The 16,737-nt window shown below is 43.6% G+C and carries 16 protein-coding genes, 1 tRNA gene and 1 pseudogene; 13 read left to right on the top strand and 5 right to left on the bottom strand.

Features of this window, described 5'->3' with window-relative positions:
* Positions 1 to 6 precede the first annotated feature (6 nt).
* A complete protein-coding gene (folK, locus tag QWZ04_RS14785; RefSeq protein WP_290329034.1) occupies positions 7 to 489 on the bottom strand; it encodes a 2-amino-4-hydroxy-6-hydroxymethyldihydropteridine diphosphokinase in 483 nt (160 codons plus the stop codon).
* Positions 486 to 845, bottom strand: coding sequence for a dihydroneopterin aldolase (gene folB, locus QWZ04_RS14790; RefSeq protein ID WP_102521084.1), 360 nt, complete (start codon positions 843 to 845; stop codon positions 486 to 488). The genes folK and folB overlap by 4 nt, the downstream gene beginning before the upstream one ends.
* Before the next feature lie 116 nt (positions 846 to 961).
* Between folB and plsY the strand changes: the two genes are divergently transcribed.
* Positions 962 to 1,576, top strand: a complete 615-nt coding sequence (gene plsY, locus QWZ04_RS14795; protein ID WP_290329035.1) for a glycerol-3-phosphate 1-O-acyltransferase PlsY — start codon at positions 962 to 964, stop codon at positions 1,574 to 1,576.
* Positions 1,577 to 1,590: 14 nt separating this feature from the next.
* On the opposite strand, the gene QWZ04_RS14800 is transcribed toward plsY, so the two are convergent.
* Positions 1,591 to 2,406, bottom strand: coding sequence for an alpha/beta fold hydrolase (locus QWZ04_RS14800; protein WP_290329036.1), 816 nt, complete (start codon positions 2,404 to 2,406; stop codon positions 1,591 to 1,593).
* Positions 2,407 to 2,505: 99 nt separating this feature from the next.
* Positions 2,506 to 3,525, bottom strand: a complete 1,020-nt coding sequence (gene tsaD, locus QWZ04_RS14805) for a tRNA (adenosine(37)-N6)-threonylcarbamoyltransferase complex transferase subunit TsaD (protein ID WP_290329037.1) — start codon at positions 3,523 to 3,525, stop codon at positions 2,506 to 2,508.
* Positions 3,526 to 3,732: 207 nt separating this feature from the next.
* Here tsaD and rpsU point away from each other — a divergent pair, with 207 nt between their 5' ends.
* The 5 genes from rpsU (at position 3,733) to QWZ04_RS14830 (ending at position 8,457) form a co-directional block, all read left to right on the top strand.
* Positions 3,733 to 3,948, top strand: coding sequence for a 30S ribosomal protein S21 (gene rpsU, locus QWZ04_RS14810; protein WP_001145625.1), 216 nt, complete (start codon positions 3,733 to 3,735; stop codon positions 3,946 to 3,948).
* 25 nt (positions 3,949 to 3,973) lie between these two features.
* Entirely contained in the window at positions 3,974 to 4,417 is a 444-nt protein-coding gene (locus tag QWZ04_RS14815) for a GatB/YqeY domain-containing protein (protein WP_290329038.1), read from the top strand.
* A 99-nt stretch (positions 4,418 to 4,516) separates the two neighbouring features.
* Positions 4,517 to 6,259 (top strand): DNA primase, encoded by a 1,743-nt coding sequence (dnaG, locus tag QWZ04_RS14820; protein ID WP_290329039.1) that lies wholly within the window; start codon positions 4,517 to 4,519, stop codon positions 6,257 to 6,259.
* Between the two features lie 128 nt (positions 6,260 to 6,387).
* On the top strand, positions 6,388 to 8,229 hold the full coding sequence (gene rpoD, locus QWZ04_RS14825) for an RNA polymerase sigma factor RpoD (protein WP_290329040.1): 1,842 nt from the start codon (positions 6,388 to 6,390) through the stop codon (positions 8,227 to 8,229).
* Positions 8,230 to 8,381: 152 nt separating this feature from the next.
* A tRNA-Ile gene (locus QWZ04_RS14830) sits at positions 8,382 to 8,457 on the top strand.
* 125 nt (positions 8,458 to 8,582) lie between these two features.
* Here QWZ04_RS14830 and QWZ04_RS14835 read toward each other — a convergent pair.
* Positions 8,583 to 8,924: a c-type cytochrome gene (locus QWZ04_RS14835; RefSeq protein ID WP_290329041.1), complete on the bottom strand. Its 342-nt coding sequence runs from the start codon at positions 8,922 to 8,924 to the stop codon at positions 8,583 to 8,585.
* A gap of 790 nt (positions 8,925 to 9,714) precedes the next feature.
* Here QWZ04_RS14835 and QWZ04_RS14840 point away from each other — a divergent pair.
* From QWZ04_RS14840 to QWZ04_RS14870, 7 genes and pseudogenes are all read left to right on the top strand, one after another.
* Positions 9,715 to 11,136 (top strand): annotated as a pseudogene (locus QWZ04_RS14840) (PTS mannitol transporter subunit IICBA); the annotation flags it as partial.
* A 254-nt stretch (positions 11,137 to 11,390) separates the two neighbouring features.
* Positions 11,391 to 12,158, top strand: a complete 768-nt coding sequence (locus QWZ04_RS14845; RefSeq protein ID WP_290329042.1) for a hypothetical protein — start codon at positions 11,391 to 11,393, stop codon at positions 12,156 to 12,158.
* 14 nt (positions 12,159 to 12,172) lie between these two features.
* Complete coding sequence (locus QWZ04_RS14850; protein WP_290329043.1) at positions 12,173 to 13,018, top strand: hypothetical protein; 846 nt, start codon at positions 12,173 to 12,175, stop codon at positions 13,016 to 13,018.
* 81 nt (positions 13,019 to 13,099) lie between these two features.
* Positions 13,100 to 13,789 carry a hypothetical protein gene (locus QWZ04_RS14855; RefSeq protein ID WP_290329044.1) on the top strand — a complete coding sequence of 230 codons (690 nt, stop codon included), beginning with the start codon at positions 13,100 to 13,102 and terminating at the stop codon, positions 13,787 to 13,789.
* Positions 13,790 to 14,092: 303 nt separating this feature from the next.
* Positions 14,093 to 15,127, top strand: a complete 1,035-nt coding sequence (locus QWZ04_RS14860) for a TRAP transporter substrate-binding protein (protein ID WP_290329185.1) — start codon at positions 14,093 to 14,095, stop codon at positions 15,125 to 15,127.
* Positions 15,128 to 15,454: 327 nt separating this feature from the next.
* Positions 15,455 to 16,255 (top strand): glucosamine-6-phosphate deaminase, encoded by an 801-nt coding sequence (gene nagB / locus QWZ04_RS14865; protein WP_290329045.1) that lies wholly within the window; start codon positions 15,455 to 15,457, stop codon positions 16,253 to 16,255.
* A gap of 196 nt (positions 16,256 to 16,451) precedes the next feature.
* Positions 16,452 to 16,727, top strand: a complete 276-nt coding sequence (locus QWZ04_RS14870) for a hypothetical protein (RefSeq protein WP_290329046.1) — start codon at positions 16,452 to 16,454, stop codon at positions 16,725 to 16,727.
* Positions 16,728 to 16,737: the final 10 nt, after the last annotated feature.

Raw genomic sequence — 16,737 nt, forward strand, 5'->3', positions numbered from 1 at the left:
TCTTCACTATTTAAAAAGATCCACTGCGATCAGTGAATCTAAATCAGAATGGGTTTGCCAAATTTGCGCCACCGTTCGGCCATCTTGTGGAATGACTCGATTGGGGCACAATTCGTATAATGGTTGAATAACAAAAGCGAACTTAAAGATATCGTCTCGTGGTAATTGTGGGCAAGCTGCTGATACTTGCTCACCGAACAAAATGATATCCAAATCTAACGTGCGATCTTGCAGTTTTTGAGCATCGGGCTCTCTGCCCCACTTCAATTCAATCTCACGTAATTTTTGCATTAAATTACGTAAGGAATATGACGTTTTCAGTTCCACGACCAAATTGTAGAAAGAATGACTCGAAAAGCCGACCGCCGCGCAGTCGTATATCGTTGAACAGCGCAGACCTTCACCAAGCTGTTCTAACTCTTCTAACGCAACACGAACGTGCTTTTCACGCTCTATGTTTGATCCTACTCCAATGTAGGTCGTTATCATAAAGTGCCTCGTTCGATGATCACACCAACGCCACTTGCTTGCGGTACTGCGCCGGGTTTAGTCAAACGAATCTTGATCCACGGCACTGAGAACTGAGTCATGATCAATTCTGCAATTTCTTCAGCCACTCGCTCTACCAATAAAAAGCGACCTGTTTCAATATGATTCAGCACGGCTTCACTCACTTTTGAGTAATCCAGCGCATCAACAACATCATCACTTTTTCCTGCAGGGCGGTTGTCATGAGCCATTTCGAGATCCAAAACCAGCTTCTGTTTGATCTCTTGTTCCCAGTCGTAAACACCGATCGTAGTAATAACTTCCAATTGCTCAATAAAAACTTTGTCCAGTGCCATTTTTGATCCTTAATCAACTCTTCTACAGGTCGGATACCCATTTGAAAGAAAAACCCGTAAAATATACTAAAAATCATCCAGCTATTCAGCATTAACTTTGCTGCATAAGGAAAGCAATGACCGCTACTGCACTAATTATGATCATATTGGCCTATTTATTAGGTTCGATTTCGAGTGCGGTTTTGATTTGTCGACTGCTGAAAATTGAAGACCCACGAAAAACGGGTTCAAAAAACCCTGGCGCAACCAACGTACTTCGTAGTGGCTCAAAGCCAGCAGCAGCGGCGGTATTGTTATGTGATATGTTGAAAGGCACCATACCCGTTTGGCTGAGTTGGTACCTCAATGTTGATGACATTATATTAGGCTTGGTCGGTATCGCAGCCTGTTTGGGCCACATGTACCCGCTGTTTTTTCACTTTCAAGGTGGAAAAGGGGTCGCAACCGCATTAGGTGCCATGGCTCCCATGGGGCTAGATTTAACGGCCATGCTGATGAGTACGTGGCTCGTGGTTATATTTGTGACCCGTTATTCATCATTTGCGGCCATCGTCACCGCGTTAATTGCCCCTTTATTTACTTGGTGGGTCGCGCCTGATTATACCTTGCCCGTCTCAATGCTGTGCTGTTTGATCATCTTGCGTCATCATCAAAATATTCGACGCTTGTATGATGGTACGGAGCCCAAAGTCGGTCACCGTACCTCACCTCAAAAGCCTGATTTACTTTAGCAAGCGACGAGTTTTTATACCGCGTGAGTGCCTAAAAAATTAACCAATTTATCTGTCACAAACTCAGGTTGCTCTAAGTTACTGATGTGTCCCGCATTTGGGATCACCACTAACTCACTACCTGTAATGGCATCTTGCATTAAGTAAGATTCAAAAACCGGCCTTGGTTTATCTTGGTCACCGGCCATGATCAGCACAGGCAGCGCCAACTTTTCGATATCTTCAAACTGATCACGACGTCCGAATACAATTCGGCCTACTCGCGCCACATCAACCGCCGCTTGTCCCTTAAGACTTGCTAAATAACCTTCAAACCCAGCCACTAATTCCGGATTGTCTTGTTTTGCATCATTGGCAAAAAACAGTGGCGCCACCGCTTCTACAATGGGAGCAGGAACGCTTTGCGCTGCCGTTATTCCATCTAACATGGCGAAGTACCGCTGATGCGTAATTTCCGGCTCTAAACCAACAAAGGTATCCATGATAACTAAAGACTTAACACGCTGAGGAGCCAATAACGCCAATTCCGTGCCCCACATGCCACCAACAGATAAGCCAACAACATTGAAGTGTTCCACTTCTAAGTGATCCATTAACGCCAACAAATCTGCTGCATAGTCTTGCAAGTTGGTGGTTTGCTTTGGTAGTGCTTCTGACTCACCGTGCGCCCATAGATCCGGCACAATACAACGATAATTCTGGCTTAAGGCTTCTACTTGAGGAGCCCACATCTTGCTATCCCAAAGGTAGCTGTGGCCGAAAAGCAATACCGGTCCCTTGCCTACATCTAAATAATGCATGTTGTGATTGTGACGAGAGAATATAGCCATGATATTTCCTTATGCTTGATTAGCGTTTTCTGTTGTTCAATCCAAATGAAAACGGCAGCTTATATCGATAAGCTGCCGTGTTTTTAAACTCTATTTTATTTAGCGATTAATCGACTCAAGTTGATCAATCGGCCATCTTGGTTTGGCTTCGACGCCAAGGTCAGACACTTCACCGTTTTTTAGACGTTGCATTCCCGCATAAGCGATCATTGCACCATTATCGGTACAAAATTCAGTTCTTGGGTAAAAAACTTCACCGCCAATTTTTTTCGCCAATTGCTCTAATGAAGCCCGCAATTGTTTGTTTGCACTGACACCGCCGGCTATCACAATTCGCTTCATACCTGTTTGTTCTAGTGCACGGCGACATTTAATAACCAAAGTAGCACACACCGCCTCTTGGAATGCATGGGCAATGTCCGCGCGGGTTTGGTCGTCTTCTTCATTGGCAGCAATGGTATTTGCAGCAAAGGTTTTCAAACCAGAGAAGCTCATATCTAAACCGGGGACGTTAGTCATAGGACGAGGGAACTTAAAGCGGCCAGGAGTGCCTTTTTCCGCTAAACGCGATAGTAGTGGGCCTCCTGGATAATCTAGCCCCATGAGTTTAGCGGTTTTATCAAACGCTTCCCCAGCCGCATCATCGACTGACTCGCCCAATATTTTGTATTCACCGATGCCTTTCACTTCCACAATCATGGTGTGACCACCAGAAACCAGCAGAGCAATGAACGGGAATGACGGTGGCGTATCTTCAAGCATAGGGGCAAGTAAGTGGCCTTCCATATGGTGCACGGGCACCGCTGGTACATCCCAAGCGTAAGCGATACTACGACCAATCGTGGCACCTACAAGCAAAGCACCTACAAGGCCTGGGCCTGCAGTATAAGCAATGCCATCGATGTCAGCAGGCGTTAAATTCACTTCGGCCATCGCGGCCTTAATAAGAGGAATCGTCTTTTTAACGTGATCACGTGAAGCCAACTCAGGCACTACACCACCATAGTCGGCATGCAGTTTTACTTGGCTGTATAATTGGTGTGAAAGGAGGCCTTTCTCATCATCATAGATGGCAATGCCTGTTTCATCACAGGAAGTTTCGATACCTAAAATGCGCATTACGTTCTCAGTATTAGCTAGAATTGGCGCAAGTTTACCGCTTAGGAAAAAAATTAACCAGTTCTGACTGCGATAATACTTTACAAAAGGGTTGGGATCGGATTAAAATTCCGCACCATTTTGATCAAGCTGGTTAAAGACCTTTCATATTTGTGATTGGTTAGTAAAGTACCAGCGTTAACGAATAACCCCTGAGGTGAAAGGCATATGCCAGTAGTTAAAGTACGTGAAAACGAACCGTTCGACGTAGCTCTACGTCGTTTCAAGCGCTCTTGCGAAAAAGCAGGTATCCTTTCTGAAGTGCGTCGTCGTGAGCACTATGAAAAACCTACTACAGTACGTAAACGCGCTAAAGCAGCAGCTCAAAAGCGTCACGCTAAGAAGCTTGCTCGCGAAAACGCACGTCGCGTTCGTCTGTACTAATAACTTAATCCATAAGGACTGAGTTATGGCTCTGATTGACCAACTCAAAGAAGAGCAGAAACTAGCGATGAAAGCCAAGGACAAACCGCGCCTTGGCACAATTCGTTTAGCCCTTTCAGCAATCAAGCAACGTGAAGTTGATGAGCGTATTACACTCTCTGATGACGACATTCTTGCTGTGCTGGTAAAAATGGTTAAACAACGTCGCGATTCTGTCGCTCAATACGAATCAGCGAATCGTCAAGATCTTGCTGACGTGGAGAAAGCAGAAATTACTGTACTTGAAGGCTTTATGCCTCAACCGCTAAGTGATGAAGAAGTAAGTGCACTAGTTGATAGCGCAATTACTGAAGCTAACCCAGCGGGCATGCAAGACATGGGTAAAGTGATGGCTATCTTGAAACCACAAATTCAAGGGCGTGCAGACATGGGTAAAGTTAGTGGTTTAGTTCGCTCTAAACTCGCTTAAACCCAGAAAAAAATTCAGCAAGCCGTGCTATCCTGATGGAGCGCACGGCTTGTTTGTATCCGCAAGCTAATAAATCCACTCTTACTTTTATCAGGTTATATGGCCGGACAAATTCCACGTTCCTTCATTGATGACTTACTCGCACGAGTCGATATCGTCGATATTGTCGATCCGAGAGTAAAACTGAAGAAAAAAGGCAAAAACTACAGCGCGTGTTGCCCATTTCACAATGAGAAAACACCCTCTTTTAGTGTCAGCCAAGAAAAACAGTTTTACCACTGTTTTGGCTGTGGAGCCCATGGTAACGCCATCGACTTCTTAATGGAGTACGAGCGCTTAGAGTTTGTTGAAAGTATCGAAGAGTTGGCCTCATTTGTAGGCGTAGAAGTACCACGTGAACAACGCAGTGGTGGATACTCAACAGCACCAAAAGCCAATACCGAACAAAAGCGTAGCCTATACGACATGATGGGCAGCATATCTGCGTTTTACCGCTCTCAACTGAAACAGTCGAGCAGTAAAGTCGCCATTGATTACCTGAAAGACAGAGGGTTATCAGGCGAAGTGGTACAAAAGTTCGGTATTGGTTTTGTTGCTGACGAATGGGACTTAGTACGAAAAAACTTTGGTCAAACTCCTGCCGCGCAAGAGATGCTTGTCTCTGGTGGTATGTTAATTGAAAACGACAAAGGCAACCGCTACGACCGTTTTCGAGGCCGAGTGATGTTTCCAATTCGCGATCGTCGTGGCCGTGTTATTGGTTTTGGTGGTCGTGTAATTGGCGATGGCACACCTAAGTACTTAAACTCCCCAGAAACCCCAATTTTCCATAAAGGTAAGGAACTGTACGGCCTTTATGAAGTGACACAAGCTTACCGTGAACCGCCACAGATATTAGTGGTTGAAGGTTACATGGATGTGGTAGCCCTTGCGCAATATGGCGTAGACTACTCGGTCGCCTCACTTGGCACCTCTACCACTGGTGACCACCTGCAATTACTGTTTCGTCAAACAGGCACCGTAGTGTGTTGCTATGATGGTGACAGAGCGGGTAGAGAAGCGGCATGGCGAGCGCTCGAAAACGCACTCAGCTTTCTAAAGAGTGGTCATGTTTTAAAATTTCTATTTTTGCCGGATGGAGAAGACCCTGATAGCTATATCCGTAAATTTGGCAAAGAAGAGTTTGAAACCCAAGTACGTGATGCTGAGCCTTTATCAAAGTATCTTTTTAACAATCTACTGTCACAAGTTGACGTCGGTAACGATGAAGGAAAAGCAGCGTTAGAAGCCTTGGCATTGCCATTAATTAGTAAGATTCCTGATAACGCGCTGCAATCCCAGTTACTAAAGCTACTCGGACAAAAAACTGGCATCTATAAAAAGCCGACGCTACCAAGCGAAGAAACGGCACGATCTCAGCCACATAAAGATATTAAACGCACGCCAATGCGCGTCGTAATAGCACTCTTATTACAAAATCCGAGCTATAGTGAATTGGTACCAGATTTATCAAGCATTGGGCATATTGCCCTACCCGGATTAAGTTTATTTGTTCAGGTACTTGATAAGTGCCGTGCGCATCCCAATATAAACACAGGTCAACTCCTAGAGCACTGGCGTAACGAACAAAGCAGTCCGTTGTTATCTCGATTAGCTGGTTGGGAAATCCCATTAGGCGAAGATAATGACCTGCAAGACATATTTTTAGACTCATTGGACAACATTATTGCCCAATGCGTTGAAAAACAAATTGAATCGCTTCAAGCGAAAGATAGAAGCGTTGGCCTAAGTGCCGACGAAAAAAGGGAATTAGTAGCCCTCATGCTAGACCTAAAAGCATAGATACGGTCACAAATTGTCGACTTACTATGCAAAGTTAACATAGGCAGCGTGCAAAATATTTGTTAAAATTGGCGGTTTGCATTTCGCAAAACTAAATTCATCACCTGACTATAAGTTGGATATCGTCTATGGATCAAAATCCGCAGTCACAGCTAAAGTTACTTGTCGCTAAAGGCAAAGAGCAAGGCTATCTGACATACGCCGAAGTAAATGACCACCTACCGCAAGAAATCGTAGATTCTGAGCAGGTAGAAGACATCATTCAGATGATCAATGACATGGGTATCCAAGTTGTTGAAACAGCACCCGATGCTGATGACCTCATGATGAATGAAGCGGTCGCAGACGAAGATGCAGCTGAAGCTGCAGCGGCTGCCCTCTCAAGCGTAGAAAGTGAAATCGGCCGAACTACCGACCCAGTGCGCATGTACATGCGTGAAATGGGTACCGTTGAGCTGTTGACTCGTGAAGGCGAGATCGATATTGCGAAACGCATTGAAGATGGCATTAACCAGGTACAAGCCTCTGTTGCTGAGTACCCTGGTACCATCTCATACATCTTAGAACAATTTGATAAAGTTCAAGCTGAAGAACTTCGTCTTACCGACCTTATCGCAGGATTTGTTGATCCTGATGATGATGGTACAACGGCTCCAACTGCGACTCACATCGGTTCTGAACTTGCTGAAAAAGATTTAGAAGACGAAGATAAAGAAGCAGAAACGGAAGACGACGAAGACGAGGAAGAAGAAGACACAGGTATTGATCCAGAGTTTGCTGCTGAGAAGTTCTCAGATTTGCGTAACGCTTATCAAAACCTGCAACTTGCTATTAATGAGCAAGGCCGCGATGTGGCAATGGCTTCGGAATTAAAAACAGAGCTATTGGATACCTTCCGTCAGTTCCGTTTGATCCCAAAACAGTTTGACTACCTAGTTAGAGAACTGCGCACCTCTATGGATCGCGTTCGCACACAAGAACGTCTAATTATTCGTACTTGTGTTGAATATGGCAAAATGCCTAAGAAGTCTTTCGTAGCCCTATTTACAGGTAACGAGTCTTCTGAAGCTTGGTTAGATCAAATCCTAGCCTCAGATAAGCCGTATGCAGAAAAAATTCGCCGTAGTGAAGATGACATCCGTCGTTGCATTCTAAAGCTGAAAGCAATCGAAGGTGAAACTTCTCTTCCGGTACAAAGCATCAAAGATATCAGCCGTCGTATGTCTATCGGTGAAGCGAAAGCTCGTCGTGCGAAGAAAGAAATGGTTGAAGCAAACTTACGTCTGGTTATTTCTATCGCTAAGAAATACACCAACCGTGGCCTACAATTCCTGGATCTAATCCAAGAAGGTAACATCGGCCTAATGAAGGCGGTTGATAAGTTTGAATATCGTCGTGGTTACAAGTTCTCGACTTACGCAACTTGGTGGATCCGTCAGGCGATTACTCGTTCGATTGCTGACCAAGCACGTACGATTCGTATCCCTGTACACATGATCGAAACCATCAACAAGCTGAACCGTATTTCGCGTCAAATGCTTCAAGAGATGGGCCGTGAGCCACTGCCGGAAGAATTGGCTGAACGCATGCAAATGCCGGAAGACAAAATCCGTAAAGTACTGAAAATTGCTAAAGAGCCAATCTCTATGGAGACACCAATCGGTGACGACGAAGATTCGCATCTAGGTGATTTCATCGAAGATACAACGTTAGAACTGCCTCTAGATTCTGCAACGGCTACTAGCCTACGCGGAGCAACTAAAGACGTTCTAGCTGGCCTAACGCCACGTGAAGCGAAAGTACTTCGCATGCGTTTCGGTATCGACATGAACACCGACCACACTCTAGAAGAAGTGGGTAAGCAATTTGACGTTACACGTGAACGTATCCGTCAAATCGAAGCGAAAGCACTACGTAAACTGCGTCACCCTAGCCGCTCAGAAACTCTGCGCAGCTTCTTAGACGAATAAGCTACTGCTTTACAATTCGAAAGTTGATTAAAAGGTGAGCAAATGCTCACCTTTTTTATTTTCCGTGAACTGAACGGCTAAAAACTAGGCGCAAATCAACCCTCTAGCATCTAGACACGTTCACTTCCATACCCTATAATCACTCCCCTATCGGCCCCTTAGCTCAGTGGTTAGAGCACTCGACTCATAATCGATTGGTCCGCAGTTCAAGTCTGCGAGGGGCCACCAAATTTAGAAAAGCCCCGAGAAACAATCGTTTCTCGGGGCTTTTTCCTTTCTGCTTTATTTCTACGTAACACTTACCGATTACTCGTTGAGCTAACGAACCCGAGTAAGAGCCAAGATCTTCAATTCTAGTTCTTAGGGTCGTTTATTGTCTCGATATAAACAAAGATCTCTTCGACTTGTTGTGGCGATAGCATCGCCCCCCAAGCGGGCATTTCTTCGTTTCCTTTTAGAACGGTATCGATAAGCTCATCTCTAGATTCAAACCATGAATTAAGACCTTGATATATGTTTGAGGGCTTTTCAGCTAATGCAGCTCCTGCAGGACCGTCTCCGTGACCTAACTCACCATGGCATGCAACACAAAGCGTTTTAAAATTTGATGCCGCTTGTACTGATGCTGATGCGTTAGATAAAAAAGGAAGTACAGATAGTGCAACTAAACATGTAATTTTGAACACTGGATTCATAAGTAATGGGCTCACTGCAGTTGATAATGGAAAATTCAGATGATTCGTTATAATCACACTATTATACATACCAGGTATGAATAGTGACTATTATTTCGCTTCATATTCGATTCATGCTGAAAAACTAACTAGCAGTCTCCACTTATCGGATGCAAAACTTTACGCGGCATTAAAACTAATACAAATATTAAGCTGCATTTGACATGCAACTTCATGGCTATTAAAATCCTTACTTCATTAAATGGTTGTCTAAAAACTATTTAAAGCATGTATTTTAAGGAATTCCCATGGACTCAAAGAAAGATAAGCTTGCATTCGCCTTTTACTTTTCTATGGCTGCGGGCCTTGGCTTAGTGACACCGATGATCATCTTGCTCCTAAGATACTAATCAAAAATTATGTAATCACACAAAGGCTCAACTAAGCACAATTTGAGCCTTTTTTACCATACCACTTTCACAGTAAACACTTCCTCCCAGCACCCAGTAAACCGTTTCATTTTGGTCTCTCCAATACGCTTAGCATTTTAATTAATATAAAATCAGAAAGGGAAAACGACATTAGATCTCGTAAGTCGAGTGTTTTGAATAAATAAGATGAGACTAGAATTATTTCATTTTTAACCTGAAAATAACATAATAGTGATCACCATCACTTGTGGTGGTGAATTTAAGTTTATATAAATGACGCGTAGCCAAATCCAATTTCATTAACAATAACTAAAACTGGAATCGCTTAGCTATATCTCAAGTAAATCAAAAGAAACAGAACAACAAGAATAGGGTTCTTCATGATATCAGCAGATACCAAGCTCAAAGTACAAAATTTCGGTCGATTCTTATCAAACATGGTTATGCCGAATATCGGTGCGTTCATCGCTTGGGGCTTTATAACGGCACTTTTCATCCCAACAGGGTGGGTTCCAAATGAAACTCTGGCCTCTCTGGTTGACCCAATGATTACCTATCTATTACCACTACTCATCGGGTTTACCGGTGGTAAATTAGTCGGTGGTGAAAGGGGCGCCGTAGTGGGGGCAATCACGACAATGGGGGTTATTGCAGGTACCGATATTCCAATGTTCATGGGAGCAATGATTGTTGGACCGATGGGTGGCCTCGCCATTAAGAATTTCGATAAAGCTGTCGACGGTAAAGTAAAAAGCGGCTTCGAAATGTTGGTGAACAATTTCTCATCCGGCATCATTGGTATGTTGTGCGCTATTTTAGCTTACTTATTCATTGGCCCATTTGTTAAAATACTCTCTGGTGGTCTTGCTGCCGGTGTAAACTTTCTCATCGAAGTTGGCTTACTCCCTCTGACTTCAATTTTCGTTGAGCCAGCTAAAATCCTGTTCCTCAACAATGCGATTAACCACGGCATTTTCTCTCCACTTGGTATTCAACAAGCTTCCGAAACCGGTCAATCAATTTTCTTTTTAATTGAAGCAAACCCAGGTCCAGGTTTAGGTGTTCTTCTGGCTTATATGCTATTTGGTAAAGGTATCGCGAAACAGACGGCAGGTGGCGCGACGATCATCCACTTCTTTGGTGGCATTCACGAAATTTATTTCCCTTACATTTTGATGAACCCACGCCTTATTCTGGCGGTAATTGCTGGCGGTATGACCGGTGTCTTTGTCCTTACGCTGTTCAACGCTGGCCTAGTTTCAGCAGCCTCTCCTGGTTCTATTTTTGCCGTCTTATTAATGACGCAAAAAACCTCTTTGATTGGTGTTCTGGCTTCGATTATCTCATCGGCCTGTGTGTCGTTCTCTGTCGCTGCATTATTGCTGAAGACTCAAACATCAGCAGATGATGAAGGTGGTTCAGCACTCAGAATCGCAACATCAAGAATGAACAACATGAAATCAGCATCAAAAGGACAACCCGCGACAGAGAGTGCTAATGATATGAACCTGTCTAAGGTGCAGAGCATCATCGTTGCTTGCGATGCGGGCATGGGGTCAAGTGCGATGGGGGCCAGTCTATTACTCAAAAAAGTTCAGGATTCAGGTTTAGATATTGACGTAATTAATCTTGCCATAAACAATCTGCCAGCAGATGTTGACATCGTTGTGACCCATGAAGACCTGACTGACTTGGCTCGCCAACATGCCCCAAACGCACTCCATATTTCTCTGACAAACTTTCTCGATGGCTCAGTGTATGATCAGCTAGTAATAAGATTACTTGCAGCTCAAAAACAGAATGGAATTGAATAAGAGCTTACCTGTAACAAACCTATGTGCAGATATAACGCTAAACAAAGTCAACATCGCCCCAGTTTATGTTGACCTCCTCATATTCGACTTTGGCTTGCATGCTTTACTCTACTACTGACAAATCGCACTATACTTATGTTAATTAGTATCATGGTACGCGACGGAGACTTTGCTATAATACGAGGCCCAAGCGCAATCCTGAAACTGCCTGTTTCTCCTTAAACCGGATGGTATAGAATCTAATGTCGTCAAAATATCTCGAAAAAGCATGGTGTTATCAAACCGTATCCATGGATGAAAAACTCTTGATAGTAGCCTTGGCAGAGCTATCTGACAGAGACGGCGCGTTTATCACCAGCATGACGGAATTAAAGGCAATGATGTGCGCTTCTGAACGCTCTCTGGATAACTTGATCAGCAAGCTTTCAGTGGAACAAACACTTGTGGGCACCAACAAAAGCACGCCAGCTTACCGCTCTGAAGGGAAAATTAAAGGTCGCTTGAATTTCGACACCTACGTGACACCTAGCGAGCACACGGCTTCTTATGGGCAACAAAATACCGGCTACTCCAACCAGCATCAGCAACAAGTTCAGCAGCCGTCTGCACCACAACCACAAGATACGTATCGTAATGCCAATCGCTTATCGAGCTTTCATCGCTCTCAGGTTGCACCGATTAATAAGTCCATAACCGGTAAGTCTATCAACATTATGGAACTCTCTCCGAGTGTCGTCGAAGATTGGGCTGAGATGATCATGTTCAAAAGCGGGTTTGTGGGGCAAACTAACGTCTGGGCCTCCTTCGTCGAACGTATAAAAGAAACGCCCAACAGGCAGTTGTACACATTAGATGAGCTAACCAGTCGATTGCATTCTCACCTTCATTCAGAGAAAACATATAGGCAGCCTAGCTCCAGAAAACAAGCAGCCAAACAACAAGTTAAGCACTCGGCGCTTGATGTATTAGAAGAGAAAATATCTAACTTCAACTTCAATGATGATAATTAAGGAAGCGCGATACTATGAGTAGCCCTAAAAACATGTCGGAGTCCTTTGAAGGCTACCTCACTCGAGTGAAGGCCAAAACTGGTTCATCTCCAACGGCTCAAAAACATCAAGCTCCTACGGTTTCTAACCGTTCTCAACCACTAGCGGCTCAAACTGGTGGGCAAGCGTTATCCTCTGACTTTAGCCTTTCAGATAATGATCTGAAGATTTTCAGCCCGAAAACTCAAGCTTTAATGGCTAATTTTAAAGGCGTCGAACAGAAAAAAATTCTCAAATTTTGGTACGAAATGACCTTAAGCTTTGGTCAAGGAAAAATCCGCCAAGAGTTTGGTGATGAGCCAGATCGTCATATTATGATGTTTGCAGCCTCATTAACTGAGAACAGCTATCTTCGCTTGAAAGACAACTTAGAAGAGCGACTCAAGAAAGGTCAAGAGTGGCCACCCTCGTTTGCGGTATTCAAAACCTTAAAAGATACACCGACCGACAGAGAAGTATTGGAAGCCAGAACTAATATCCTGACGCTTAAACAGCCCGTTAGCCGAGTAGAAATCTACATTAAGCAGCGTAAGTCAGCAAAACTTAGGACTTTATCGGAAAAATACATCGTTGAAGAGTTCCGCACGCTTTACCTTGAAGCGTTTGAGGAAGTCATCCTGTACGACCAAGATAAGACTTTGAATGCACAAGAGTCCGAAGTACAAAGCGCAATGGGTGATGGGGTAAAAAACAAGACCGACAAACGCATAGATGACATGGTAGCTAACGATTACAAGCTCACCGGGTCGTTAGGCGGCATCATGGAAAATATCGAGAAATTGAGAAAACAAAGCGCCCAATCAATCGAAGAGATTGAATAAGCGATATCGCAGTACACAACGTAGTTAAGCCCTGCCTTTCATATATTTAACACCTGATGTCGTCAGGTGTTTGGAGTCTCCATGCTCGAGTTCGATGTATTAGAACGCAAAGAATCCTACTTTATCTGCCAGAAACAGAGCGGTTACTGCCGCATTGTAATTGATGAAAACAGCCAGAATTTACCGCTGGGGAAATCCATGCTGCATGTGGAAGAAATATCAGACAGATACCAGCACTATGGCAAGGACAGCATATTTAGACTGACATTGCCATTTGAGCGACAAGGCGAAGTAGGCATTTGTACCCTAGCAACGGGGCGCAAAAACACGTTCATCTACACCAAATGTTTACGCTTAGGCGGGAAGTGGGAACCAATCCTCGGTGAGTGGGTGTTCTCTATTGCCGTACAAAATGAAGTAGACGAACTGGCACAAGTGATTCAATCAGAGTCAATCTATGTAGAGGCAACATTCACAGAAACCATTACCGTCTACAATAAGCCTTTAACGCTGTTTGGCTACCCATTAATCAAATCAGTGGCGAGTAACAACAAAGTCACACTGCACAAGGGCATGCGCTTAATGGCTGGTGATCTCGCCCGCTTAGTCACCGATGAAGACAAAACCATCATATTGGCCGGGTCGCGAATACGCCTATATGTGCCCGCTCAATTTTTAGAAACGGAAAGTTTTCATGAAGACTACCTGTGTAGCGTTGATGTCGCCAAAAAGCGTAAACCTCGCCAGAAACCGAATTTTCCTTGGCAATAACCGTTACCTGACAAGATTAACGACCAATACAGTGACCTTGTTATCAGTTTTAAATTGATAACAAACCTCCGAATCTATTGATAATATTAGTGGTTAATCCTGACTATACTTTTAATGCTGCCATATCCACCTTCTATTGTTCAAAATATCATCACAGCCTACTTTGAAATCCTAATTCGCCAGTTTTTATCCACTGTATAGAACCGATACTCTAAAGCTCGAAACAGTCTGATAGGAATAACAATAATGAAACCTCTACCGACCCTCGCTCAGCTTTTTACCCGCAAAGTACCAAAACTACTCATGTTACTGACACTGCCTTTTATCGCATTGTCTACGCATGCGGCAGATAAAGTTTATCGCTTAAAACTTGCTGAAACATGGGGACCAAATACTCCAATACTGGGTGATGCGACAAAAAATATGGCAAAGCTAGCCGATCAAATGTCGAATGGCCGCCTTAAAATCCGAATTGATTCTGCCAACAAGCACAAAGCTCCATTAGGTGTGTTTGATATGGTCAAATCCGGCCAGTATGACCTAGGGCACTCCAGCTCGTATTACTGGAAAGGCAAAGTACCGAATACCTTGTACTTCTCATCAATGCCATTTGGCATGATGAGCACCGAGCAATACGCTTGGTTTTATCAAGGTGGCGGTATGGAGTTGATGCAGCAGGTCTATGCCCCTCATAACATGCTTTCTTTCCCTGGCGGAAATTCAGACATTCAAATGGGTGGCTGGTTTAAAAAAGAGATCAACAGTGTTGAAGATCTACAGGGCTTGAAAATGCGCATCCCTGGCTTTGCCGGAGAAATACTTGCTCGTGTCGGCGCAAAACCTACCAACATTGCACCTGGTGAGCTCTATACGTCTTTAGAACGTGGAACCATCGATGCATTAGAATGGGTAGGCCCTGCTTTTGACTTACGCATGGGTTTTCAAAAAATTGCCCCTTACTACTACACCGCATGGCATGAGCCAGGATCTGAGACTCAATTTTTGGTAAACAAAAAAGTATGGGACAAACTACCACAAGACTTGCAAGTCATACTCGAAACAGCCTTTCGCGTAGCGGCGTTCGACATGTATGCCCAGGCGCTACATGAAAATGCCAATAGCTGGGCAACCATGCAAAGTGAGTACCCTAATATTAAAGTACGAGACTTCCCGGTTGAAGTGATGGATGCACTGCGCCAGGCCAATGCCGAACTGCTAAAAGAGCAATCAGAAAGCGACCCGTTAGCAAAAACCATTTTGCAGTCTCAAGCAGCTTATCTGGCAAAAATGCGCGAGTGGACAAACATCTCCTCTCAAGCCTATCTAAATGCCAATTAGGTGTGCCTAGATACACAATGTACTTGGCTTCAAGCGATGCGGGAGTCGAGGAGAGTGGTATCAAAGTTCACAACGTCATCTAAATAGTATGCACCTCAATGAAAAAGCCACTTACATTTAATGTGGCTTTTTTATTAAATCCAGTTATTTAATGTGACTAAAAAGCTCACTAATTATCTTCGACAAGCCACAAGAATGGCTATATTTTGATCTGAAACAGGATTGGAATATGGTTTGTGCCGCAAAAATACTAGCTAATCCCTTAATCTTATTTTACAATGCAAATTAAGAAATAAGCCTAATCATATCTTCTATAGGAAAAGACAAATGAGACTGATTCCTCTAAATAACGCTGCACAAGTTGGTAAATGGGCAGCTCGTCACATTGCAAGTAAGATCAACGCATTTAACCCAACAGCAGATCGTCCATTTGTTCTTGGCCTGCCAACTGGCGGTACACCTCTAACAACATACAAAGAGCTAATCGCACTTTGCAATGCGGGTGAAGTTAGTTTCAAACATGTTGTGACTTTCAACATGGACGAATATGTAGGCATTGAACCAAATCACCCTGAGTCTTACCGCACTTTCATGTACAGCAACTTCTTCAACCACGTTGATATTCAAGAAGAGAACATCAACCTACTTGATGGCCTTGCTGATGACATCGAAGCACACTGTGCTGCATATGAAGAAAAAATTCGCTCTTACGGCAAAATCAACCTATTTATGGGTGGTGTTGGCATCGACGGTCACATTGCATTTAATGAGCCAGGCTCTTCTCTGTCTTCTCGTACTCGTATCAAGACGCTAACACCAGATACACGTATCGCTAACTCTCGTTTCTTCGATAACGATATGAATCAAGTGCCAAGATTCGCACTAACCATCGGTGTAGCGACTCTATTGGACGCAGAAGAAGTGATGATCCTTTCTCTAGGTCACAACAAAGCTCAAGCACTTCAAATGGCTATCGAAGGTTCTGTAAACCACATGTGGACCGTCACAGCACTTCAAATGCATCAAAAAGCCGTTATCGTTGCGGATGAACCTGCACAACAAGAGCTTAAAGTGAAGACACTAAAATACTTCCAAGATCTTGAAGCTGAAAACATCCAAGACCTATAAGCCTATTTTGCTTAATGACTGCCTAAAAACCACTTCATAATGAAGTGGTTTTTTTATTCAATATCACCAGGATATCGGTATGATTACTCCGACAGCCAACCAAAATTATTTGACCAATTTCTCAATCAGATATTTAGTATTTATTGGTAAATGAGTAACATGCAGCAAGGTAACCACAAATTTAACAGGGAAAGAAATGTTGTTGAACGATATTGTCGAAATTATTGAAATGACTGACACCGATCATCTGTCACAAGCTATGGATACTTTTAACGCTCAAGGACGCGTTCACTCTAACAGCTTACCTTTCCTCAATGTCGTATACGATAAAGCAGGAAGCCTTATATTGGAAAAATTGAGCAGTATCGGGTTCAAAGGCGTAGCTCAATACACCAAAACCCTTGAGGGTGATTACATAATTTTTGATGCCAACAAGTTTACTGCAGAAGAAGCGTTAATTAGCAGCAAGTAGATTCGACCCT

This window comes from Vibrio tapetis subsp. quintayensis, assembly GCF_030409945.1.
GTDB classification, from domain to species: Bacteria; Pseudomonadota; Gammaproteobacteria; order Enterobacterales; family Vibrionaceae; genus Vibrio; species Vibrio quintayensis.